The 23,148-nt window shown below is 59.6% G+C and carries 19 protein-coding genes; 7 read left to right on the top strand and 12 right to left on the bottom strand.

What is annotated here, in order from left to right:
- Positions 1-44: 44 nt before the first annotated feature.
- Both NW822_RS00565 and htpG read left to right on the top strand, forming a co-directional pair.
- Entirely contained in the window at positions 45-1,403 is a 1,359-nt protein-coding gene (locus NW822_RS00565) for an LCP family protein (protein WP_414403163.1), read from the top strand.
- A 232-nt stretch (positions 1,404-1,635) separates the two neighbouring features.
- On the top strand, positions 1,636-3,492 hold the full coding sequence (htpG, locus tag NW822_RS00560) for a molecular chaperone HtpG (protein WP_414403162.1): 1,857 nt from the start codon (positions 1,636-1,638) through the stop codon (positions 3,490-3,492).
- On the opposite strand, the gene ribH is transcribed toward htpG, so the two are convergent.
- Both ribH and NW822_RS00550 read right to left on the bottom strand, forming a co-directional pair.
- The gene (gene ribH, locus NW822_RS00555; RefSeq protein WP_414403161.1) at positions 3,489-4,067 is read right to left on the bottom strand and encodes a 6,7-dimethyl-8-ribityllumazine synthase; all 579 of its coding nucleotides are present in this window, start codon (positions 4,065-4,067) and stop codon (positions 3,489-3,491) included. The genes htpG and ribH overlap by 4 nt on opposite strands.
- 96 nt (positions 4,068-4,163) lie before the next feature.
- Positions 4,164-5,168 carry an alpha/beta fold hydrolase gene (locus tag NW822_RS00550; protein ID WP_414359501.1) on the bottom strand — a complete coding sequence of 335 codons (1,005 nt, stop codon included), beginning with the start codon at positions 5,166-5,168 and terminating at the stop codon, positions 4,164-4,166.
- Between the two features lie 91 nt (positions 5,169-5,259).
- Here NW822_RS00550 and NW822_RS00545 point away from each other — a divergent pair, with 91 nt between their 5' ends.
- A complete protein-coding gene (locus NW822_RS00545; RefSeq protein WP_414403160.1) occupies positions 5,260-5,892 on the top strand; it encodes a cobalt-precorrin-8X methylmutase in 633 nt (210 codons plus the stop codon).
- A 47-nt stretch (positions 5,893-5,939) separates the two neighbouring features.
- Positions 5,940-7,178, top strand: a complete 1,239-nt coding sequence (gene cbiE, locus NW822_RS00540) for a precorrin-6y C5,15-methyltransferase (decarboxylating) subunit CbiE (RefSeq protein WP_414403159.1) — start codon at positions 5,940-5,942, stop codon at positions 7,176-7,178.
- Positions 7,179-7,308: 130 nt separating this feature from the next.
- Here the strand turns inward: cbiE and NW822_RS00535 are convergent, their stop codons facing one another.
- The gene (locus NW822_RS00535) at positions 7,309-7,905 is read right to left on the bottom strand and encodes an NYN domain-containing protein (protein WP_414359506.1); all 597 of its coding nucleotides are present in this window, start codon (positions 7,903-7,905) and stop codon (positions 7,309-7,311) included.
- Between the two features lie 189 nt (positions 7,906-8,094).
- Between NW822_RS00535 and sfsA the strand changes: the two genes are divergently transcribed.
- The 3 genes from sfsA to msrA all read left to right on the top strand — a co-directional run bounded on the left by sfsA (position 8,095) and on the right by msrA (position 10,360).
- Positions 8,095-8,796 (top strand): DNA/RNA nuclease SfsA, encoded by a 702-nt coding sequence (sfsA, locus tag NW822_RS00530; protein ID WP_414360039.1) that lies wholly within the window; start codon positions 8,095-8,097, stop codon positions 8,794-8,796.
- Positions 8,797-8,810: 14 nt separating this feature from the next.
- Complete coding sequence (gene xth / locus NW822_RS00525) at positions 8,811-9,596, top strand: exodeoxyribonuclease III (RefSeq protein ID WP_414359508.1); 786 nt, start codon at positions 8,811-8,813, stop codon at positions 9,594-9,596.
- A gap of 95 nt (positions 9,597-9,691) precedes the next feature.
- Positions 9,692-10,360 carry a peptide-methionine (S)-S-oxide reductase MsrA gene (gene msrA, locus NW822_RS00520; protein WP_414403364.1) on the top strand — a complete coding sequence of 223 codons (669 nt, stop codon included), beginning with the start codon at positions 9,692-9,694 and terminating at the stop codon, positions 10,358-10,360.
- Between the two features lies 1 nt (position 10,361).
- Here the strand turns inward: msrA and NW822_RS00515 are convergent, their stop codons facing one another.
- The 9 genes from NW822_RS00515 to pflA form a co-directional block, all read right to left on the bottom strand.
- The gene (locus NW822_RS00515) at positions 10,362-11,714 is read right to left on the bottom strand and encodes an RNA-guided endonuclease InsQ/TnpB family protein (RefSeq protein ID WP_414403158.1); all 1,353 of its coding nucleotides are present in this window, start codon (positions 11,712-11,714) and stop codon (positions 10,362-10,364) included.
- Positions 11,715-12,206: 492 nt separating this feature from the next.
- A complete protein-coding gene (gene cysW, locus NW822_RS00510) occupies positions 12,207-13,031 on the bottom strand; it encodes a sulfate ABC transporter permease subunit CysW (RefSeq protein WP_414359509.1) in 825 nt (274 codons plus the stop codon).
- Positions 13,021-13,833 (bottom strand): sulfate ABC transporter permease subunit CysT, encoded by an 813-nt coding sequence (gene cysT / locus NW822_RS00505; protein WP_414403157.1) that lies wholly within the window; start codon positions 13,831-13,833, stop codon positions 13,021-13,023. Before cysT ends, cysW begins: the two co-directional genes overlap by 11 nt.
- A gap of 6 nt (positions 13,834-13,839) precedes the next feature.
- Complete coding sequence (locus NW822_RS00500; protein WP_414359511.1) at positions 13,840-14,883, bottom strand: sulfate/molybdate ABC transporter ATP-binding protein; 1,044 nt, start codon at positions 14,881-14,883, stop codon at positions 13,840-13,842.
- A 175-nt stretch (positions 14,884-15,058) separates the two neighbouring features.
- Positions 15,059-16,120 carry a sulfate ABC transporter substrate-binding protein gene (locus NW822_RS00495; protein ID WP_414403156.1) on the bottom strand — a complete coding sequence of 354 codons (1,062 nt, stop codon included), beginning with the start codon at positions 16,118-16,120 and terminating at the stop codon, positions 15,059-15,061.
- A gap of 83 nt (positions 16,121-16,203) precedes the next feature.
- Complete coding sequence (locus NW822_RS00490; protein WP_414403155.1) at positions 16,204-18,948, bottom strand: GNAT family N-acetyltransferase; 2,745 nt, start codon at positions 18,946-18,948, stop codon at positions 16,204-16,206.
- A gap of 50 nt (positions 18,949-18,998) precedes the next feature.
- Entirely contained in the window at positions 18,999-21,629 is a 2,631-nt protein-coding gene (adhE, locus tag NW822_RS00485) for a bifunctional acetaldehyde-CoA/alcohol dehydrogenase (RefSeq protein ID WP_414403154.1), read from the bottom strand.
- A gap of 91 nt (positions 21,630-21,720) precedes the next feature.
- The gene (locus NW822_RS00480) at positions 21,721-22,131 is read right to left on the bottom strand and encodes an OsmC family protein (protein WP_414403153.1); all 411 of its coding nucleotides are present in this window, start codon (positions 22,129-22,131) and stop codon (positions 21,721-21,723) included.
- A gap of 188 nt (positions 22,132-22,319) precedes the next feature.
- A complete protein-coding gene (gene pflA / locus NW822_RS00475) occupies positions 22,320-23,072 on the bottom strand; it encodes a pyruvate formate-lyase-activating protein (RefSeq protein ID WP_414403152.1) in 753 nt (250 codons plus the stop codon).
- Between the last annotated feature and the right edge of the window lie 76 nt (positions 23,073-23,148).

Raw genomic sequence — 23,148 nt, 5'->3', positions numbered from 1 at the left:
GTAGCTCTCTTCCTGGACGTGCTCGCAAGGCCAGGGTTGACTTGATGTATTCCTTTCACTACCCACCCCGCCCCGACCGTATCCGCACCGCTCCTCAACAGGCTACTCGCCAAGGGATCCTCTGGCCGTTGCTGGTCGTTACGGCTGTGGTGTCCGGCTCTGCGGGGGCTTTCCTAGCGGCCATGCTGCCCCGTCCGGTTCTCCCCCCTTCTCTAAGTGCTGAGGACCAGGCAGTCTTCCGACCGGATGCCCTGCGGGCTGCTGCCCTGGATCAGTCCCTGCACATTCTCATCCTTGGCACCGACAAGCCAGATCCCACCCTCTCGGGATCGGGGGTGGCACGCTTTAACAGCCGCTCCGACACCATCCTTCTTGCTCGCTTTGATCCCCAGGAGCGGCGGATTGCCGTGTTGTCGATCCCTCGCGACACCCGCGTGCGCTTGCCCGGCTTCGGCGTGGCCAAGATCAACGCCGCCAACCTGGTGGGAGGCCCTGCCCTAACCGCTCAGGTGGTGAGCCAGTTGCTGGGCGGGATTCCGATTGACCGCTACGTCCGCCTCAATACTGAGGCCCTGGAAGCCATAATCGACGCAGTGGGTGGCGTGGAGGTCTACGTACCGGAGCCCATGCAGTACGTGGATCGCACGCAGCAGTTGTTTATTAACCTAGAACCCGGCTGGCACCGCCTCAACGGGAAACAGGCCCAACACTTTGCCCGCTTTCGCCGCGACCACCTGGGGTTGGGAGATATCGGCCGGGTGCAACGGCAACAGGAGCTGCTGCGGGCCCTCAGCCGGGAACTGCTTTCCCCTGCCGTCTGGCCGCGCATCCCGCAGGTTTTGCAGGTTGTCCGTACCCACCTGGATACCAACCTTACTTGGGAAGAAGTCTTGAGCTTGGCCAAGTTCCTTCTCACCTACGGCGGGGATCGCATTGATCTCCTGCTGTTGCCGGGCCGCTTCAGCCAACCAGGAGAATTTGCCACCAGCTACTGGCTGCCGGATCTAGCCGGGATCCGCCGTGTGGCCGCCACCCATTTTGGCCTGGAGGCAGAAGTGGCCCCCATCCCGCCGCAACACCTGCGCATAGCTGTGCAAAACGCTACCGGCAAGCCGGGGATGGCCCGCCGCATGGTGCAAGAACTGATTAGACAGGGCTACACCCAAGCTTTTGCCGTCGAAGACAGCCCCCAGGTGTTGCCGCACACGGAGATCCTCGCCCAAAGTGGGGATCGGGAGGGAGCTATGCAGGTTCGCGCTGCCATTGGGCTAGGAGAGCTGCGGGTGGAGTCCACGGGAGTTCTCAACTCCGACATCACCATTCGTCTGGGTCAAGATTGGGCAGAGCAGCTTGCCCTCGAGATAAACCAGGGCCAGAGCCAGCATAGAGGAGCTCAGCTCTAGGGCCAGTTGATCTGGGTGCCAATTGTCGAGGGGGATCCCAGTTTTCCTCCTGGCGCTAGGGACACAAAAACAGTTGCTAGCGTGCTGGGTTTAAAACAGCAGCGTCCAAAGCTGTCCTACTAGGCCCTAGGAAGGCAAACCGCGTATACCAGGAGGGTGAGGCTTAAGGCTTAGTTTTCTTGGTAGATTGGAACTAAGCTGGTTCTAAGTTGGTTCAAGTGGCAACCTGCCTATGACCGTCCTGGAACAGGGAGCTATCACGGTCCACACGGAGAACATTTTTCCCATCATCAAGCAGTTTCTCTATTCGGATCGCGAGATCTTTTTGCGGGAGCTGATCTCCAACGCTGCTGATGCCATTGCCAAGCTGAAAATGGCCAAGCTGGCTGGCGAAGTGACGGATCCCCCAGAGCCAGAGATTGTCATCTCGCTCCACAAAGAGGCCAAGACCCTCTCCGTAAGCGACACTGGCATCGGCATGACCGCCGAAGAGGTGAAAAAATACATCAACCAAGTGGCCTTCTCCAGCGCTGAAGAGTTTATTCAAAAGTACAAGGACAAGGGGGCGGACCAGGTCATCATTGGTCACTTTGGGCTGGGTTTTTATTCTTCCTTTATGGTGGCGCAGCGGGTGGAGATCGACACCCTTTCCTACCGGCCTGGCAGCACCCCTGTGAAATGGTCCTGTGACGGCAGCCCCAATTTTACCCTCTCATCTTCCCAACGCTCTGCCATCGGCACCACTGTTACCCTCTACCTAACCCCCGATAGTGAGGAATATTTGGACCCAGGCCGCATCCGCGAACTGGTGCGCAAGTACTGCGACTTTATTCCTGTTCCCATCAAGCTCAACGGAGAGGTTATCAACCGGCAAAAGCCTCTCTGGAAAATTCCTCCTTCAGAACTTAAAGACGAAGACTACCTAGAGTTTTACCGCTATCTGTATCCTTTCCAGGAGGATCCTCACTTCTGGGTCCACATCAACACAGATTATCCTTTCATTGTGCAAGGGATCCTTTACTTCCCCAAGTTGCGCCCGGATATTGATCCCACTAAGGGTCAAGTTAAACTTTTCTGCAACCAAGTTTTTGTCCAGGATAACTGTGAGGAGGTTATCCCTAAGTTTCTCCTGCCCTTGCGCGGCGCCATCGACAGCCCCGATATCCCCCTCAACGTCTCCCGTAGTTTCTTACAAAACGACCGCACCGTTAGGCGCATTGGGGATCACATCGCCAAAAAGGTGGCAGATCGCCTCAACGAGCTCTACAGAGAAGACTACGAAAAGTACGTCAGGGTCTGGCCAGATATCAGCCTCTTTATGAAATTTGGGGCCATGAACAATGACAAGTTCTTTGCCCAGATCAAAGACATTCTCATCTTCCGAGTGGCCGGATCCCCTGCTGATAAACCGGAGTACGTGACTCTCAAAGAATACCTGGAGCGCACGCGGGAGAAACAGAACAAGCGGGTTTACTACGCCACCGACGAGGCAGCCCAGAGTGCCTACATCGACCTGCACCGCTCCCAGGGCCTAGAAGTCATCATGCTAGATAGCTGGATCGACAGCCATTTCAGCAGCTTCCTGGAGCGGGAGTATCGGGAAGAAGGGATCCAATTTAAGCGGGTGGACTCGGAGTTGGATGAAGCCCTGATCAATAAAGACAAGGCTGCTGAGATTGTTGACCCCACAACTCAGAAAACCCGCAGCGAAAAGCTGATGGATCTTTTCCGTCAGGCGCTGGGGAAAGAAAAGCTGCAAATCAGGGCCGAGGCCCTTAAGTCAGAGTCGGTTCCGGCCATGATCCTACTGCCGGAAACCCTGCGGCGGCTGCAAGAGCTGAACGCTATCTTGCAACAGAAGCCAATGGAGTTTTTGGAAGAACACACCCTAGTTCTCAACACCGCCCACCCCCTGATCCAAAACCTGCAAGCTTTGGCCGAGGAGGGGCGGGATCCAGAGCTGGTCAACCTTATCTGCAACCACATCTATGACCTAGCGCTGATTACCCAGAAGAGCTTCGACCCAGCAGCGGCGCGGGCCTTTGTGCAGCGCTCCAACGAGGTGCTGACGCGGCTTACCCGCCGTTAGTAGGCAGCACTCTCCCAGCCGGCTCCCGTCTGCAGAGCTTCTGCTGGCCCAGGCAAGGGAGGGCGAGAGCTGGCGCCGTTTCTGCTCTCTTGGAGAAGGGGAGCCACCTGCCGCATAAGGGTAGCCATCTCTAGGGCACTCATGGCATACTCCCAGCCCTTGTTGTTTTTGATCCCAGCCCGCTCTAGCGCCTGCTGCAGGGTGTCGGCCGTGAGGATACCGAAAATGACCGGCACCCCAGTACGGAAGCCTGCTGCCGCGATCCCCTTGGACACCTCTGCCGCCACATAGTCAAAGTGGGGGGTCTGCCCCCGGATCACCGCCCCCAGGCAAATAATGGCATCGTAGCGGCGGGACTGGGCCAGTTGGTGGGCTACCAGCGGCACCTCAAAGCTGCCAGGCACCCAGTAGTAGTCCACCTGGCGGCTCTCGGGGCTGACATCTAGGCCATGCCGCTTCAGGGCATCCTGACACCCCTCCAACAACTTGCCCACAATTAAATCGTTAAACCGGCTAATAACAATGGCTAGACGCAGATCGCCTGTCTGAACAAAATTCCCTTCGTAAACTGCCATCTTGCTGCTCCGGGAAAAGAAAGCGGCCTCCCCTAGGCCGCAAAGCTGCACTTTTTATCCTGGCATACTCCCGGTGCTCCTGGCCCAATCGGCTAGCTAGGCCAAGAAGGGATCCCTGGACAGACGGCGGGGCAGGCTAGTAGGGGTCTCCAGGCTGGCCGCCCACTCACTGAGGAGGGCATTGACCCAGTGGGGCAGCTCGTCGTGGGCACAGTGGCCTACCCCTGGCAGCTTCACCAAAGTAAGAGCCGGCTGCCAGCGCTTGAACTGATCCGCCAAAAAACTGGGCACCGCCGGATCCTCTTGACCCCAGAGGAGGAGAATGGGCATTTTGAGGGCGGGCAGTAGGCGCCTGGGGCTGTCGAAGCGGCGGCAGAGGATGGCCCTGAGGCTGTCCAAGAACACATGGGCTGCCCCCAGGTCAAAAGCTGGCGCTTGGAAGATCTGCACCAGCTCGTCGTCCACCTGCTCATCCCGCTTGTAGACGTTTTTGATCCAGGCCCGCAGTACCTCAGTTTGCCGCAGCCAATGAAAGAGGTGGGGATAGGTGAGCGGGCACCCCAGCAAGGCAAGGATCCCTTCGCAGAGGGCTCGCACCAGGACATCCCAGGGAGGGGGCAACTCTTCGGGGTGGGGCCCATCGGCGCAGCTAATCAGGCACAGGCCCTTCACCATCTGGGGATAGCGGCTAGCGGCAATCACCCCCACCAGCCCGCCCAGGGAGTGGCCAACCAGGATCAGGGGCTGCTGGATGTGGACGTGCCAAAACTCGTACACCTGCTCCACCCACAGGTCAACGCTGTAGGCGATCTCCGGCTTGGCGCTTTTCCCAAATCCCAGCAAGTCGAGGGCGTAGACAGAGCGCTGGGCTCCCAGGGGGATGATGTTGTGGCGCCAGTGGCCTACCGAAGCTCCAAAGCCATGGATTAGAAGGGCCGGCGCCGCCACCAAGTTTACCTGGCCAGTGGGGGTGTGAGCGCGACTAGGAGTGTAGGTGAAGTGAATGGGCCAGCCCCGCCAGACCCAAGTTTGGGAATGGCCATAGCGAGGCAAGCCCGAGAGGGGATCCCTGGTGTCAGCTGCTTGGGGGGGAGAGGGCATTTCAAGTCTAGGGGAGGAGCAAGTTAACAACAAAAGCCCCACTGCTAGAGTGGATAGACCCATCATAGCGACTGCGTCGGGGTGCCTTGAGATGAGCGAGGAGACAGGCTGGATAGACCCCATTACGGCGGCCAGCTTTCGCCAGATCGACCAAGAGATCGGTCCCCACCCCTGGCAGGGGATCCCCTATGAGATTGTGCGCCGCGCCATCCACGCCACCGCTGACTTCGAGCTGCGGGATCGCTTTGTGTTCAGCCCCACGGCAGTTGAGGCGGGGCTGGCGGCCCTGCGGCAAAAACAGCCGGTGGTGGTGGATGTCAGGATGGTGGCCGCCGGGATCCAAGCGGGCCTTGAGGCCCAGGGGATCCCGCTCCACTGCGCCTTAGACTGGGTGGAGGAGCCCCTTGCAGTGGGGCAAACCCGCGCTGCTCAGGGGATGATTAAGGTGGCCCGCCGCTACCCGGAGGCCATCTTTGTTGTTGGCAATGCCCCCACCGCCTTGTTGGCGCTGGTGGAGGAGATTCGCGCGCAGCGGCTCCGGCCCAGCCTCGTGATTGGGGTGCCGGTAGGCTTTGTGGCCGTGGAGGAGGCAAAGCAAGCCTTGGCCCAAACGGATGTCCCCCAGATTCGGGTGGAGGGCCGCAAGGGTGGATCCCCGGTGGCTGCCGCCATTGTCAATGCTCTACTGCTAGCCGCCCGCCGCCTCCCCTCCTCAACCCACTAGAATTGGAGCTACGTCTGCACTCCCCCAATCCACCTCTCGAACGCCCAATGGCTGACCGGCCACCTCAGCTGGCAGTGGTAGGCGTAGCGGGGGACGGCTCCGTGGCTTCCTGGGGGATCCGGCCTCTCTCCCAAGCCCAAACCCTGGCCGGGCCCCCTAGCCTGCTGCAGCACTTTGCCGACCATCCCGCTCGCAAGGTCTGGCTTACTGGACCGGTGGAAAGTTGGATCCCGCTTCTGCAGAAGGAACTAGCGCAGGGATCGCTGGTTTTGTTGGCCAGCGGGGATCCCCTGTTTTTTGGAATTGGGCGCCTGCTGACCCAGTATTTCCCACGGGAGCAGTTGGCGTTCTACCCGCAGGTGAGCTCAGTGCAGTTGGCCCTCAACCGCCTGCAGATCCCCTGGCAGGAGGCCACCATCCTCAGCCTGCACGGACGGGGAATGGAGCTGTTGGAACCCGTTCTCAAACAGGGATCCCCTGTGATTGTGGTGCTTACCGATCCCGAGCACACGCCAGCCGGCCTAGCCCAGTTCATTGCCGACCTGCAGCTGCCAGTGCGCTACCAGGCCTGGGTATGCAGCCAACTGGGATCCCCCCAGGAGCAGATTGTGCCCCTCCTTGCAGGGAAAGCCTCCACCTTCCCCAGCCCCAACCTGGTAGTGTTGCAGCGCGTTGAGTCGGAACCGGATCCCCGTCGCTGGCCCCTAGTCGGGATCCCCGACGATCAGTTCCACACCTTTCCCGACCAGCCCGGCCTAATCACCAAACAGCCCATCCGCCTCCTCACCCTGGGGGCGCTGCAGCTGCCGCGGCAGGGAGTAGTTTGGGACATTGGGGCCGGCACCGGCTCGGTGGCTGTAGAGATTGCCCGCCTCTCGCCCCAGCTCCAGGTCTATGCCATTGAGCGCAATGCCACGGGCATTTGTCTTATCCAGCGCAACCGCCAACGCTTCGGCCTGGAGAACCTGCACGTGATCCCGGGGGCAGCGCCCCAGGCGCTGGCTGACCTGCCGGATCCGGATCGGGTGTTGCTGGGGGGAGGTGGCAAAGGGATCCCCCAGCTCCTGCCCGTAGTGGCGGCCCGCTTGCGGCCTGAGGGAATCCTGGTGGCCAACTTCGCCACCCTGGAAACCTGCAGCGAAGCTCTACAGTGGCTGCGCTCACGGGGCTGGCAGGTGCGGCTGGAGCATGTCCAGATCTCCCGCTCAACAGCCCTGGCGGAGGGCACTCGTTTTGCCCCCCTCAACCCCGTTTACCTGTTGCAAGGGATCCCGGCCAGTTCTTGACCTCCTCCCCCCCTACCGGCTTGCTCCAGCCCACGCAAGCCAACAGCGCCGCCGGAGGGACGGGACTTGAATCCCCTTTTCTTGGCCATCGCCGTAACGCTTTCCCCCGGGCCAGGGGGCTGGCGGCAAACTACCCCTCGTCCTCTTCGTCGTTGCTGAGCCCTCCTCGGTAGAGGTAGGAAGGTCGGTTGGTCTTCTTAATGTAGTCCTTGATGGATTCTAGGTCGATGTAGCGATCCGCCAAGTTGATGAGTTGATCACTGGTCATGGAGCGCAGGCTAACCACCTCCACCCGTGCTCCCTGATAGCTAACGGCATTGACGGCATAGGCCAAGTCGCCGTCGCCGCTCACCAGCACCGCTGTCTCATACCAGCGCACCAGCGACAACATGTCCACGGCAATCTCCACATCTAGGTTGGCCCGCTTGGATCCATCCGGGAGCTGGGTTAGCTCTTTGGTAACCACCCGGTAGCCATTGCGGCGCATCCAGAGCAAAAACCCCTGCTGCTTTTCGTTGTTGCGATCAACGCCGGTGTAGAAGAAGGAGCGCAAAAGGGGAGAACGACCGGTGAGCGTCTTCAGGAGGCGGGTGTAGTCAATCTCAATGCCCATCTGCAGGGCAGCATAGAAGAGGTTGGCCCCGTCAATGAAGATGGCTACGCGCCCGCGGTTGTCCTGGAAAGGCTCCGGAAGTTGAAAGCCAGGCTCAGGATCAAGACGCAACATTCGAGTTTTCTTCTCCAAGTTTTGGCAAAGGGGTAGAGAAAGTAGAATATTGCCAAGGGTCAGGAGGGCAAGGCATTGGCACAGCAGGGCCCTAGCTTACGCCATTACCCTAGCGTAGAAGATCACCTCCCCCTGGAAGACTTCCAAAATCCTAAAGAAAAATACTTAGCCGAGCCTGGGCGGGGAGGTCTGCTCTCTTATCGCTTCCCCACTCCCCTCCACAAAGGGGTGTTGCGCAGCCGCTACAAACGCTTCTTTGCGGAGGTGGAACTAGAGGACGGGCAACAGGTAACCGCTCACTGCCCCAACACTGGCCCGATGACGGGAGTCTGCCAGGTGGGGGCAGCTGTGTACCTCTCCTACCACCCCCATCCCCAGCGCAAGCTGGCCTACACCTGGGAGATGATCCAAGTAGGGGAGGTGTGGGTAGGGATCAACACTGGCCTCCCCAATCGCCTGGTGGAATGGGGGCTGGAACGCGGCTGGTTTCCCCAATTGGCGGGATTTTCCCATTGGCAACGGGAAGTCACCTGCGGCAGAAGCAAAATCGACTTCTTGCTCAGGGGAGACTCTGGCTTGGCCTACCTAGAGGTTAAAAACACCACCTGGGCGGTGGGATCCCGCGCCCTCTTCCCGGATACAGTGACAACTCGCGGCCAAAAACACCTGGAAGATTTGATCCAGATCCGCCGGCAAGGGCAGCGGGCTCTGCTGCTGTATTGGATTAACCGCGCCGATTGCACCGAGTTTGCCCCCGGGGCAGAACGGGATCCCCGCTATGCCCGTCTGTTTTACCAGGCCCTGCAAACGGGGGTTGAGGTGCTGCCCTACCGGGTCGAGGTTTCGCCGCAAGGGATCCGCCCCTTGGGCCTAGCTCAACTTGTGGTCTAAGAGAACCTTCTGGGATGCAAGTAGCCACCTGGAATGTCAACTCCATCCGCACCCGCCTGTCCCAGGTTTTGGCTTGGTTGGACAAGCAGGGATCCCTGGATGTGCTCTGCCTGCAAGAGACCAAGGTGGTGGATGAAGACTTTCCCCGGGCCGCCTTCGAAGAGCGGGGCTTTCATGTGGAGGTGTACGGGCAGAAAGCCTACAACGGCGTTGCCCTCATCAGCCGGGAGGTGCCGGAAAAAGTAGAGCGCGGCTTTGGGGCCCTGCTGCCGACAGCAGCAGAGCTGGACGAGCAAAAGCGGCTTATCGGCGGCCTCTACCGCGGCATCCGCATCCTCAACCTCTATGTGCCCAATGGCGAGGCGGTGGGATCTGACAAGTACGCCTACAAGTTGCGCTGGCTGGCCTGCCTGAAAGAGTACCTCCAGCTGGCCCTCGACCAAGGGCAGCCGATTCTTCTCTGTGGCGACTTCAACATTGCCCCGGAAGATCGGGATATCTACGATCCCAGCAAAGCCGGAGAAATCATGGCCTCGGAGCCGGAGCGGCAGGCCCTGCGGGAGATCCTGGCTTTGGGGTTTGAGGATGCCTTCCGCAAGTTTAACCCGGATCCCGGCCATTTTAGCTGGTGGGACTACCGGGCCGGAGGGTTTCAGAAGAATCGCGGCTGGCGCATTGATCACCTTTACCTTTCCCCTCTGCTTCAGGACAAGGCTATTGCCTGCTGGATTGACCTTGAGCCGCGGCGGTTACCGAAGCCCAGCGACCATGCCCCTGTGGTTGTAGAGCTGGCAGTCTAAAATCCCCAAGCCGCTCCTTGCCAATCCTTCCCTGAGACAAGAGCGGCTACCTGCGCTAGGCTGGTAGGTGTTAACGAATGTATCGGGCTACCGCCATGGCGCTCTTTGGTTTTGGCAAACTGAGCAAGAAACTGACCCTGCCCACGCCGGAAGAGGCTTTGCCGGGCCGCTCCGAGCCAATGGCAATCGTTAACCGGCACTACGTCAAGGGCACGCCCCTAAAGCCTCCCTTTCCCGAGGGCATGGAGCTGGCCATGTTCGGCATGGGCTGCTTTTGGGGAGCCGAGCGCAAGTTTTGGCAGTTGCCCGGAGTGTTTACCACTGCCGTGGGCTATGCGGGCGGGTATACCCCCAACCCCACCTATGAGGAAGTTTGCACCGGCTTGACTGGCCACAATGAGGTGGTGCGGGTGGTTTACGATCCCAGCCAGATTAGCTACCTGCAGCTTTTAAAGGTGTTTTGGGAAAACCACGATCCCACCCAAGGGATGCGCCAGGGCAATGATGTGGGCACCCAGTATCGCTCCGGCATCTACGTCTACTCCCAAGCCCAACGGGAGCTGGCGGAAAAAACCCGCGATCTCTACCAGCAGGCTTTGAGCGCCCACGGCTACGGTCGGATCACCACTGAGATCTTGGAGGCTCCAGAGTTCTACTACGCCGAAGACTACCACCAGCAGTACCTGGCCAAAAACCCACGCGGCTACTGTGGCCTGGGGGGAACGGGGGTGCCGCTGCCGGAGCTCCTCCCTGAGTCTGTATGAACTACCCCACCGCGCAGGCGGGTGGGGTTTCCCCATCCGCTTGACGGTGAGATTTTTGTCTCTTCCTCTGCCCCAGTTGCTTCATAGATCCCGTGTACCGGGTCTCTGAAGTAGAGCTGAAGCATCCAAGACTCACGAGGCTGGTTCCCAACCCCGGTTGCCGATTAGCGGCAACGTTGTACAGTACCATCACCGTCCCCCTGTCCCGCGGTATCGCAAACCCACAGGCAGAACAGACATGGTAGCGATTACTCAGGTCTGCCCACTCCTTGTGAACAGCACCGCACTGCGGACAGCGCTGAGACGGCTTGAGGGTTTGTGTGGGAAGAAACAAGACCAGACCACCTTTCTGCTCAATTTTGTAGGTCAGCATTTGGTTCAGCGTACCAAACCCCACCGACAAAATAGACTTGTTTAGTGCGGCCTTGCGCTTCTTCCCTTTACCCTTAGCTTTACGGGTCATGCCCTTGACGTCGAGTTTTTCCGTTACCCCGATGTCATAACGACGCGCAATCTCTGAGGTAACCTTGTGTTGCCAATCTCTACGCTGGCGGGCAACCTTGGCTTTGAGCTTAGCCTCCAGTCGGTTGATTTTCTTCCATCTCCTAGAAGCCTTCACCCCCTTCCTGGGTGCACGCTTTCGTCGCTTAAGTTTGGCGATCTTGCGAACTTTCTCCTCACTCCTCTGCGTAAACCGAGGATTAGCAACCTCATAGAACTCACTCCCGTCATATAAGGTTATGGCCGTTTCGGTACCCAAATCGTAGGCAACGATAGATTCATACTTCAAATCTGAATGGGAACCAAACTTAGACCGAGGTACTTCCACCTCTACGGTGAAGGAAGCATACCACTGCCGCAAAGTTGGCTTGTAGACAATAGTTAGCGTGGTAGGCCTCCCCCACTCCTTGGCTTTGCCCCGCATCCTCAGGGTAATGCCCAAGTCCCTGAGAGTAACGGTGCCGTGCTTACCATTAGTATTGACCTTCCACCCCGTAGCGCTAGGATATGTCCAGCCAGAATACCGCTTGATTGGCTTAAACTTAGGCTTTTTGCTTAGTCCCTGGAAGAAACGCTGATAGGCAAAATCTACCCGCTTGACCGTAGCTTGCAGAGAATGGGAGTTGAGTTGAGCAAACTCCGGCCACGCCTGCTTGAACTCTGGCAGAAGATTCTGCTGCTCAAGGTAAGTAACCGTCCGGCGGTTGCGCCGATACTCATAGCGTCGGTGAGCAACGCAAGCGTTGTAGAGGTAGCAGTGCAAACGGCGGGCAGACAACAAAGCCCGCTCTTGGGTTTTGTTGGGGTACAGCCGAAAGGTCTGCCGCTTGATTACCAGTACAGTTTCAGTCACCTTTTGTGACTTAGTCGAGGCCACAGTAAGTGTAGCATCGAGAAGGGCAGACTAAGAAGCGACGCTGAGGCAGTTTTTAGAATTCACCTGCACGTAGTGTTTGTAACAAAATACTGGTCACTAAAGTGTATTGGGAAGGGCTAGGCTTTGGCATGATTTGCTGCCTAGAAATTGTGAAGCAATACATCCAGAATCAGTCAGAGGGTGCTATCCATCCCCACCGTATAGACGGTGGGGAATTCCGCACCTTACGTTAAGCCCCACGGAACTGTCCAGACGCGTCCTTGACAGCGCCTTGACAAGAATCCCCCGCCTTGAGGGGGTGGGAGCGTCAACCTGGCCAATGGCGGCCATGGCCCTTACCCCCGGTCCCTCTCCCTCAGGGAGAGGGGAGTCAGAGCGGCGCGTTCGTGACGGCGTTGCCTAGCGCTGACGACGGACAGAAACCTTTCATTTTCCCGGTTGCTTGCTTGCAAGGATCCCAAAAGATGTCTAGAAGATGCGGCGGGAAGGGGATCCCCGCTCCAGCAGCTCCTTGGCTACTAGGGTCACCACTGCCAGCAAGGAGAGCACCACCGCTGCTGCATAGGCTGAGCCCGTGGCATAGCTGCGGTAGGCATCTTCCACAAACAGAGGTAGGGTTTGGGTGCGCCCAACGATGTTGCCCGAGACCACCGCCACAGCGCCAAACTCCCCCATGGCACGGGCATTGGTTAGGATGACGCCGTACAGAAGGCCCCAGCGGATGTTGGGCAGGGTGATGCGCCAAAAGATCTGCCAGGAATTCGCTCCCAGGGTTTTGGCGGCCTCTTCCTCTTCGGTGCCGGTCTCTTCCAAGACGGGCAGTACCTCCCGCACCACAAAAGGCAAGGTGATGAAAGCCGTGGCCAGCACAATGCCCGGAAAGGCAAAAAGGACCCGCAGGTTCCAGGATCCCAGCCAACCTTGACGGCCAAAGATTAGCACCAGCATCAGGCCGGCCACTACCGGCGAAATGGAAAAGGGCAGGTCAATAAGGCTAAGCAGCAAGGCCCGTCCTGGAAAGCGGCGGCGGGCCAAGGCTAGGGCGGCGCAGAGGCCAAAAAGAGTATTGAGCGGCACAACAACCAGGGCAGTCAGCAAAGTCAAGCGGGCCGCACTGAGAAACTCTCGCTCCCCTAGGTGCTGAAAAAAAGTGGGGATCCCTTCCCGAAAGGCCTGGTAGAAAACATTCACCAGCGGGATCCCGATGAGCAGACCTACGTAGAGCAAGACGATCCCAATCAGCAGGCCAGCTAGCCAAGGGCTGGCGGGTGGTGCAACTTCCCTAGGTTTCATGGCGACTTGCCCAGCCTTGCAGAAGGTTAATCACCGCCAGCAATAGGAAGGAGATCACCAACATCACTGTTCCAATCACGGTGGCGCCGGCGTAATCGTACTGTTCCAGTCTTTGGATGACCAGCACCGCCGCAATCAAGTCCTGGAAAGGGATGCTGGCGGCAATAATGACGATGGAGCCATACTCACCGACCGCGCGAGAAAACCCCAGCGCCACCCCTGTTAGGATAGAAGGTAGAATTTGCGGCAACACCACTCGGCGAAAGGTCTGCCAGCGGGAGGCGCCCAAGCTCCAGGCAGCTTCTTCCACCTCTGGTTCCAGTTCCTGGAGCACCGGCTGCACGGTCCGCACCACAAAGGGAAAAGAGATAAACAGCATTGCCACCCCCACCCCCAAGCGGGTAAAGGCAATGCGAATTCCCAAGGGAGCCAGCAGGGATCCTATCCAACCGTTGCTGCTGTAGACTGTGGCCAGGGTGAGACCGGCCACAGCCGTGGGCAGGGCAAAGGGCAGATCAATTAACCCCTCGAGGAGCTTTTTGCCGGGGAAGGCGTAGCGCACCAACACCCAGGCGGTTAGGGTGCCCATCACACCGTTCACGAGGGCTGCCAGCAAGGCAGTTACAAAAGTAACCTCATAGGCAGAGAGGGCTAGGGGATCGGTTGCAATCCGCCAAAACTCTGCCCAGCCCAGGGTGCTGGACCTGGTAATCAAGGCAGCCAGGGGCAAGACTAACATCAGGAAGAGATAGCCCAGGGTCAGCCCCCACGGCCAAGACAGTTGAGACAACGCTTGCAGCAAGGTTCCCTACGCTCCCACAGGCATGGCTGTCATTTCCGTTTTTTTGATGGGGAAGGCTTTGATTACCCTAGGGCGCACGTAAACCTGCTGCCCTATGTGCAGCGGCTGGCTGGCGTATTGCTCGCGGCTGAGGTGGGCCCAGAGGGAGCCGCCATCGCTGAGAATTAGCTCCGCCTGGATCTCCCGCCCTAGGTGAATGATCTCTTTGACCCAAGCCGAGACACCGCTGCTGGTGGGGTTGAGCTCGATTTGGACATCGTGGGGGCGCAGAAAAAGTCGATGCGGGCCGGCTTGGGCTTCAGGGAGTTGGCAGGACAATACAGAGCGAGGCGAGAGCTCGTTGACCGGGCCGATAAAGCTCATGACAAAGGGAGTGGCCGGATGATCATAGATCTCAGCCGGGGATCCCACCTGTTCCACCCGCCCCTGGTTCATGACCACAATTTGGTCGGCCACCTCCATGGCCTCCTCTTGGTCGTGGGTAACAAACACAGTGGTAACGTGCACCTCGTCGTGCAGGCGCCGCAGCCATTGGCGCAGCTCCTTACGCACCCTGGCATCCAGCGCCCCAAAGGGCTCATCCAAAAGCAACACCTGCGGCTCCACCGCCAGAGCACGGGCCAGGGCCACCCGCTGGCGCTGTCCTCCTGAAAGCTGTGAGGGGTAGCGATCCCCAAACCCTGACAGTTGCACCAGCTCCAGCAGCTCGTCCACCCGCGCCTGGATCTCAGCCCGTGGCAGCTTGCGGATCTCCAGGCCAAAGGCAATGTTCTGCCGCACCGTCATGTGCTTAAACAGGGCGTAGTGCTGGAAGACAAAGCCAACGTTGCGCTCCTGGACGCTGGCATGGGTGGCATCCCGCCCCGTGAGGAAGATCCGCCCTGTGTCCGGCTTTTCCAGGCCGGCAATGAGACGTAGCAGGGTAGATTTGCCAGAACCCGACGGCCCCAGCAAAGCCACCAGGGATCCCGTGGGAATGATGAGATCCGTAGGGTGGAGGGCCTGAAACTGGCCAAAACGCTTCGATACCCCTGCAATGGTGATGCCCATAGGTTCTGCCTAGCTAGTGGTTGGTCTAAGGAGTTGCTGGCTCGGTTGCCGGATGGTGCTGCAGCTAGGGGTAAGGGAGGTGAAATCTGCAGCTAATCTACGGTAAACCTGTCAACAAACCGTTGATACAGCTCCCAGGATACCTTGAATGGGGATGCAAAACAAGGGAGGCTCCCTACAGCCCGGCTTGGATGCGGTCAAACGCAGCCCCATCGGCAAAAAAGCGGTTTTGGATTGCTTCCCAGCCCCCCAGGTCGGCAACAGTTACCAGCCTCTCAATGGGAGGGTACCGCCAGGCAAACTCTTGCGCCACCGTCGGCTCCACCGGACGGAAACCCACCTCGGCAAAGGCCCGTTGCGCTTCTGGAGTAAACAGGTAGTTCACAAAGGCTTCGGCCACGCTGCGGGTTCCTTTGCGCTCCACCGTGGCATCCACCACGGCTACGGGGTTGTCGATGGAAATGTTGGGATCCGGCACCACGTAGGGCAAGGACTGGCCGCGCAGACCGGCCAGGATCACCTCCTGTTCGTAGGTGAGCAGGGCATCTCCCTGCCCTTTTTGGAAAAAGACATCCGTAGCCTCCCGCGAGTCCCGTGGCAGGACGCGGACATTTTTGTAGACCTGGGTGGTGAAGGCCAGGGCTTGGGGCTCCGGAACAGCACTCCAGAGGGCCAAAAAGTTCCAGCGGGCACCCCCTGAGGTTTTGGGGTTGGCGGTGATCACCTGCAGGCCGGGCCGGGCCAGGTCCAGCCAAGAGCGGATACCGTGGGGGTTGCCCTGCCGCGTTACAATCACCACGACCGAGCGGGTAACGATCCCTTGGTTGGGCGTGCGGCTTTCCCAGCCCGGTCGAATGAGACCGGCAGCCACAAGGCGCTCCACATCCAGGCCCAGGGCCAGGGCCACCACATCGGCATCCAGCCCCTCGATGACCGCCCGCGCTTGCGTGGCCGAGCCGGCGTAGCTGCTTTCTACACGCACCCGTTGGCCGGTCTGGGCCAGCCAGTGGGCCTCAAAGGCAGGGATGATCTGCCGGTAGGCGTCGCGGGTTACGGCAAAAGAAGCTAGGAGAATCCTCACTTCCCCCTGGGATCCCACCCCGCAGCCGCCCAGCCCTAGCAGAAGTCCTAGGAGGAGGGATCCCACCGCCAGCCACCGCCCCACTCTCCCCGACCAGGCCACCGCGACAGGTGAGGGGATCCCCCCTGTCCCTTCCCTCTTCACAGCCACCCCCATTCCGCTCTCCCCAAAAAGGTTGAACGGCAGGGATCCATTCTACGGTCAGCCGGTCGGCAGGCCGTCTTTAGGGCCAGGGATCCCTAGGCAGGGCAGGGGGTGGGAAGCGCCGCATCGGCAGCAAGATCCAGCGTGGCCCTGAGGAGGCCGGGATCCTCTGGAGAAGGGAGCAGCTGGAACCCCAAGCGCCTGCAGAGGCGGCGCATGCCCTCGTTTTCGCTGAGCACCTCGCCGGTGAGGCGCCGGATCCCTTCGCAGCGGGCCACCTGAATCAGGCGGGTCAGCAGCTCCGTGCCGATCCCCTGTCTTTGGTAGGGATCCGCTACCAGCAGGGCAAACTCGGCTTCTTCGGGAAGGCCGTGTTTTTTGGAGAGGCGGCTGATGCCGAGGAGGTGGGGCTCTGGGTCTTGCCGCTCGGCCACCAGAGCAATCTCCCGGTCGTAGTCGTTAAAGCAGATGCGAACCAAGCGCTCGTGGGCGATGCGGGCGCTGTATTTGATGGGGTGGAAGTAGCGCAGGTAGATGCTGTAGTCGGAGACGTGGCGGTGAAACTGGATCACCAGCAGCTCGTCTTCGGGACGGATGGGGCGGATGGTGATGCCCTCGCGGAAGGGCCAACTGTACTGGCTGGGGTAGGGGCGGATGGCCAACGGTACGGGGGGTTCCTGCTCCGAGCGCAAAATGACGCGGGCATCCAAAGCCAGCAGTTGCTCGCCCGAGGCCAGCAGGGGGTTGATGTCGATCTCTTGGATCTGCCGCTGTTCGGCCACCAGTTGGCTGAAGCGCACCAAAAGCTGTTCCAGCGCTTCCAGATTGACGGCCCGGCGCCCCCGCACCCCCTTGAGGGCCTTGTAGATGAGGGTATTCTCCATCAGGCGGCGCGCCAAGGTGGTGTTGAGGGGGGGAAGGCCAATGGCGCGATCCTGGAACACCTCCACCAGTTGGCCGCCGCTGCCAAACAGCAACACCGGCCCAAACTGGGGATCCTCGCTGCTGCCCAGGATCAGCTCGTAGCCGTCGGTGCGGATCATCGGCTGCACCGTCACCCCTTGGAAGTGCTCTGGCCCTGCTTTCTCGCTGACGTTGCGGCGAATCTGGGCGAAGGCCCGCCGCACCGCTTCGGCATCGGGCAGGTTGAGCTGGACGCCGCCCACGTCACTCTTGTGGGTGAGGGTATGGGAGTAGAGCTTCAGCACCACCGGGTAGCCCATTTCTGCGGCGGCCTCTACCGCTGCTTCCGGGCTCTTGGCCACCCGCGTGGGCACCACCGGGATCCCGTAGGCGGCCAGGATCTCCTTGGACTCGACCTCGGTTAAGAGCCGGCGACCTTGCTGCCGGGCTTGGCCGAGAATTTGTTGCACCCTCTCGCCCTCGACCGCTGTTGCAGGGAGCAGAGTGGGAGTTTCGTAGAGGGCCTTGAGGTTGTCGCTAAAGCGCCACAGATAGCTGAATACCCGTGCCGCCTGATCCGGGTAGCGGTAGGTGGGGATCCCCGCTTGGTTAAGGATCTGCTCGCCGGCATCCACCAGGTCTCCCCCCATCCAACTGGCCAGGATGGGTTGGCGGGAGCCACTGCGCCGCCAGGTCTCTGCCACCTTGGCAGCAGTGGCAGTGGGATCCGTCATTGCCTGGGGGGTGAGGATCACCAAACAGCCCTGGCTGGCAGGATCCCGCAGCACGATCTCCAGCGCCTGGGCAAAGCGCTCCGGCCCGGCATCGCCCAAAATATCAATGGGATTGCCGTGGCTCCAGTGGGGCGGCAGGATGGAGTTAAGCTGCTCCAGGGTTTGGGGAGAAAGCTGGGCCAGGGATCCCCCAGCGCGGATGAGGGCGTCGGTGGCCAGCACCCCCGGTCCGCCGGCATTGGTGAGGATGCTGAGGTGGGGGCCCTGCGGGCGGGGCTGTTTGGCCAGTACCTCCGCCATGTCGAAGAGATCTTCAATGTGATCCACCCGCAGCACACCGCAGCGGCGGAAGGCTGCATCCAAAACCGCGTCGCTGCCGGTGAGGGATCCCGTGTGGGAAGCTGCCGCCTGGGCCGCCGCCTGGGTACGCCCCGCCTTGATGACAATAATCGGCTTGCTCAGCGCCACCTCGCGGGCCGCCGACACAAACGACCGCGCGTCCCCAATCGACTCCATGTAGAGGACAATGCTGTGGGTGTGGGGATCCTCGCCCAGATAGTCGATGAGATCCCCCCAGCCCACATCCAGCATGGATCCCAGGGAGATGAAGGCGCTAAAGCCGACATTTTCCCGCAGGCTCCAGTCCAGGATTGAGGTGCAGAGGGCCCCGCTTTGGCTGATAAACCCCACGTTGCCGGGTCGGGCCATCTGGGCAGCAAAGGTGGCATTGAGGCCGGTGTGGGGATTTTGGATCCCCAGGCAGTTGGGACCAATGAGGCGCAGCTTGCCGCGGGCAGCCTCTTGGATGGCCTTTTCCAGCTCCAGCCCCTCCGGGCCAATTTCCTTAAAGCCTGCCGAGAGGACAATGGCCCCCTTGACGCCGGCCTCGACGCATTCTTGAATAACCGCCGGCACCCCGGCTGCCGGGATGGCGATGATGGCCAAATCCACCGGCTCCGGCAGAGCAGAGAGCCGCTCGTAGGCCCGGATGCCCAACACCTGGTGCCGCTTGGGGTTGACCGGGTAGACCGTGCCGCCAAAGGGGTGGCTGATCAGGTTCCAGAGCACCGTGCGCCCCACACTGCCCTCGCGCTCTGTTGCCCCCACCACCGCCACCGAGCGGGGCAGAAAAATGGGATCTAAGGGGTGGGATCTGGCCTTCCAGATGTCCAGGCTGGGATCGGGGCGGTGCAGCGTAGCCATAGCCGTTGCAAGGAGGGAGAAGCACGTTTTGGCGGGGAGGAAGGCCGACCTTAAACCAGAGCCGGCTCCGGCTGGTGGTAGAGGGCAGCCTCCACCCGGCAGCCCCGATAGGCCAAGACGTACAGCTCCTTCATATCCTGAATGAGGGGGTAGCGGGGGTTGGCGCCGGTGCATTGGTCATCAAAAGCCTGCTCCGCCATCGCTTCCAGACGGTCGTAAAAGGCCTGCTCGCTCTCGCCGAGGGCCTCGCGAATGCTGGCCGGGATCCCTAGCTTCCGCTTTAGCTCCTCGATGGCCTCGATAAGGCGCATGACCTTTTCATCATCATTGGCTCCCCCCAACTGCAGGTAATCGGCAATCTCGGCATAGCGGTGCTTGGCGTTGGGGTAGCGGTATTGGGGAAAGATGGCCTGCTTGAAGGGGGCGTCGGTGGCGTTGTAGCGGATGACGTGGGTAATCATCAGGGCATTGGCCAGGCCGTGGGGCAGGTGGAAGGTGGATCCCAGCTTGTGGGCCAAGGAGTGGCACACCCCCAAAAAGGCGTTGGCAAAGGCCATGCCGGCAAGGGTGGCGGCGTAGTGGACTTTTTCCCGCGCTTCTGGATCTTCAGCTCCCTTCTCGTAGGCCCGCGGCAGGTAGGTCATCAGCAGCTTAATTGCCTGCAGCGCCAGCCCGTCGGTAAACTCGCTGGCCATCACCGAGACATAGGCTTCCAAGGCGTGGGTGAGGGCATCGATGCCGCCGTAAGCCGTCAGCTTCTTGGGCAGCTTCAGGGTGAGATCCGGATCGACAATGGCCATGCTGGGGGTGAGGGCGTAGTCGGCCAGGGGGTACTTGATCCCCACCCGGTCATCGGTCACCACCGCAAAGGGCGTTACCTCGGATCCCGTCCCGGAAGTGGTGGGGATGCAGACCAGTTGGGCTTTTTGCCCCAGCGGCGGCAGCTCGTAGACCCGTTTGCGGATGTCCATAAAGCGCGTTGCCAGGCCTTCAAACTCCACCTGGGGCTGCTCGTACATCAGCCACATCACCTTGGCCGCATCCATCGGGGATCCGCCGCCCACGGCGATGATGACATCCGGCTGAAACTGGCGCAACTGCTCCAGGCCGCGGTTGACGTTGCTGAGGGTGGGATCCGGCTCTACATCGTGGTAGACATCCCACTTTATCTGCAGCTCCTCGAGAACCCGGGTAACCGGCTGCAGCACACCCAGCTCGAAGAGGGGCTTATCGGTCACCAAAAAAGCCCGTTTTTTGCCGGCCAACTCCCGCAGCGCCACCGGTAGACATCCCGGCTTGAAGTAGATCTTGGGCGGCACCCGGAACCAGAGCATATTTTCCCGCCGGTAGGCCACGGTTTTAATGTTGAGCAGGTGGCGCGGCCCCACATTGTCGGAGACGGAGTTGCCCCCCCACGTGCCACAGCCCAAAGTTAACGAGGGATCCAGCCTAAAGTTGTAGAGATCCCCAATTGCCCCCTGGGAAGAGGGGGTGTTGATCAGCACCCGCGCTGTTTGGAGGGCATGCTCAAAGTAGGCAATATCGTCCTGGTTGGCGGGATCGGTATACAAAACAGAGGTGTGGCCCCGCCCACCGAAATTGACCACTTGGACAGCAACCTCGACGGCGCTGTGGAAATCCTTGGCGCGGTAGAAGGCCAAAACAGGGGCCAATTTTTCGTAGGAAAACGGCTCTTCGGGCCCCACCTTGTCCACTTCCCCAATCAGCAGCTTGGTGCCTTCGGGTACCTGGATCCCGGCCAGAGCGGCAATGGTCTGCACCGATTGGCCGACAATAGCTGGATTGAGACGGCCATCCTTGAGGAGGATGCGGCGCACCGCTTGCGTTTGTTCCGGATCCAAAAAGTAGGCCCCTCGATGGCAAAACTCCGCCTTCACCTGCTCATAAACGGCCTCCACCACAATCACCGCCTGTTCCGAGGCGCAGATCATGCCGTTGTCAAAAGTTTTGCTGAGCAAGATTGAACTGACGGCCATGGGAATGTCGGCACTGGTGTCGATGACCGCCGGCGTGTTGCCCGCCCCCACGCCCAGCGAGGGGTGGCCGGAGGAATAGGCCGCCTTGACCATGCCGGGGCCGCCGGTGGCCAGGATCAATTTCACCTCCGGATGCTGCATCAAAGCCTGAGAAAGCTCAATCGTGGGCTCGTCAATCCAGCCAATCAAGCCCACAGGCGCGCCTGCCGCCTCAGCCGCCTCTTTGACCACTTTGGCCGCGGCGATGGTGCATCGTTTGGCGCGGGGGTGAGGCGCAAAAATGATGGCGTTGCGGGTTTTCAGAGTGATGAGGGCTTTGAAAATAGTCGTCGAAGTGGGATTGGTGACCGGCACAATGCCCGCCAAAAGCCCCACCGGCTCGGCAATGCGCTCGTAGCCAAAGCTCTCGTCCCGCTCAATGACGCCACAGGTTTTCTCGTGTTTGTACTTGTTGTAAATGTATTCAGAGGCAAAGTGATTTTTGATCACCTTGTCTTCCACAATGCCCATGCCGGTCTCCTCTACAGCCAACTTGGCCAAGGGGATCCGCTCGTTGTTGGCTGCCAGGGCAGCTTTGTGAAAGATTCGATCCACCTGCTCCTGGGTGAAGGTGGCATACTCAGCCTGGGCAGCTTTCACCTGCTGGATTAAGGCTTCCAGTTCCTCGAGATTGGTAACAGGCATAGGTGGATCCCTCCAAAATCACATCCATACGGCTTAAGAGTTGAGGCAACCATTAGAAATTGCTGGAAAACTCCATAGGCTCCCTGGCCGGCTAAGCGCCCACAGGTGCGGGAACCTGGATCTCGGTGGTCATTTTTGGGGGATGGGTGAGGGTGTTGTGGATGATGCAAGCGTCGACAGCTTTTTCTAGGCCCTTTTGCTGCCTTTCGTCGAGGGGGATCCCCGTCTGAACGCGAATGCAAATGTTGTCTAAGCGGCTGGGGTGCTCAACTTTATCTGCAGTAACAACCACTTCCAGCCCCCGAGGATCCAACTGCCGCGCTTCCAGATACTTGAGGGCATAAAAGCCAACACAGGCACCCAAAGAGGCCAAAAACCACTCCGGCGGCGTCATTCCCTGATCTTGGCCGTGGTTGTCCAAGGGCTGATCGCTGAGGATGCGATGGCCGCGGCTTTCGGCTTGAAATTGAACGCCATTTTGGTAGGTTACGCGCACTTCCACTGGGGATCCCTCCTCTATTTTTCCATCTGCCAGAGTTGGCCAGCTCCTAGCCTATAAGTTCAACCTAGCGCTACTTTAGGGGCAGCCTAAGAATTTTAGAGATGACTTTGGGATCAAGCTGATGCAAATGGGGATTGACTCTGTTTTTGTTACTGTTGCTACGGCAATAAACTAAGTCTTAGCAGCCATTAAACCGCCACCAATCCCCGCTCGCGAAAGATCTGCAAAGCGTGGTTGATCTGTTCCGGGGTGGGCGGCTGGACATCGCTGAGGGTGTAGGGCAGTCCCAACTGCTGCCATTTGTATTCCCCCATCTTGTGAAAGGGCAAAACCTCCACCCGCTCCACGTTGGATAGAGTGGCCACAAACTCAGCCAAGCCCTTGATGTTTTCCTCAGGATCTGTTAGTCCAGGAACGAGAACAAAACGAATCCAGGTGGGCTTTTGAATCTGATCCAAATAGCGAGCCAGATCGAGAGTGGGCTGCAGCGAAACGCCGGTAACTTTGCGATAGAGCTCCGGCAGATAGGACTTGATATCGAGCAACACCAAATCCGTATGGGCCAAAACTGGCTTGGCCACCCCCAAGGGCGCGTAGCCGGAAGTGTCCAGCGCCGTGTGCAAGTCCAGCTCGTGGCAGCGGCGGAAAATCTCGGCCACAAAGTTGGGTTGCATTAACGGTTCCCCCCCGCTAGCCGTGACTCCCCCACCCTTGAGGTAGTAATTGCGGCAGCGCTGGATCTCCGCCATGAGGGAGTCCACCGTCACCACCTGGCCAGCATTGGGATCCCGACAGTCGGGATTGTGGCAGTACAGACAGCGCAGAGGACAGCCCTGTAGGAAGATGACAAAGCGGATCCCTGGCCCATCTACCGTGCCACAGGTCTCGACCGAGTGAATGCGGCCGGTTATCGGCGTCAAGGGCTTGAGCGGGGTATCCATACTTCTATCCTCAATGGCTTTTGCAAAATATCAATTAATCTTGAGGTTTTCTTCCCAATTGCTGGCCATGTTGTGC

Source organism: Synechococcus sp. H70.2, assembly GCF_047462275.1.
Taxonomy (GTDB): domain Bacteria; phylum Cyanobacteriota; class Cyanobacteriia; order Thermostichales; family Thermostichaceae; genus Thermostichus.
This window is presented reverse-complemented; position numbering and strand designations above follow the sequence as displayed.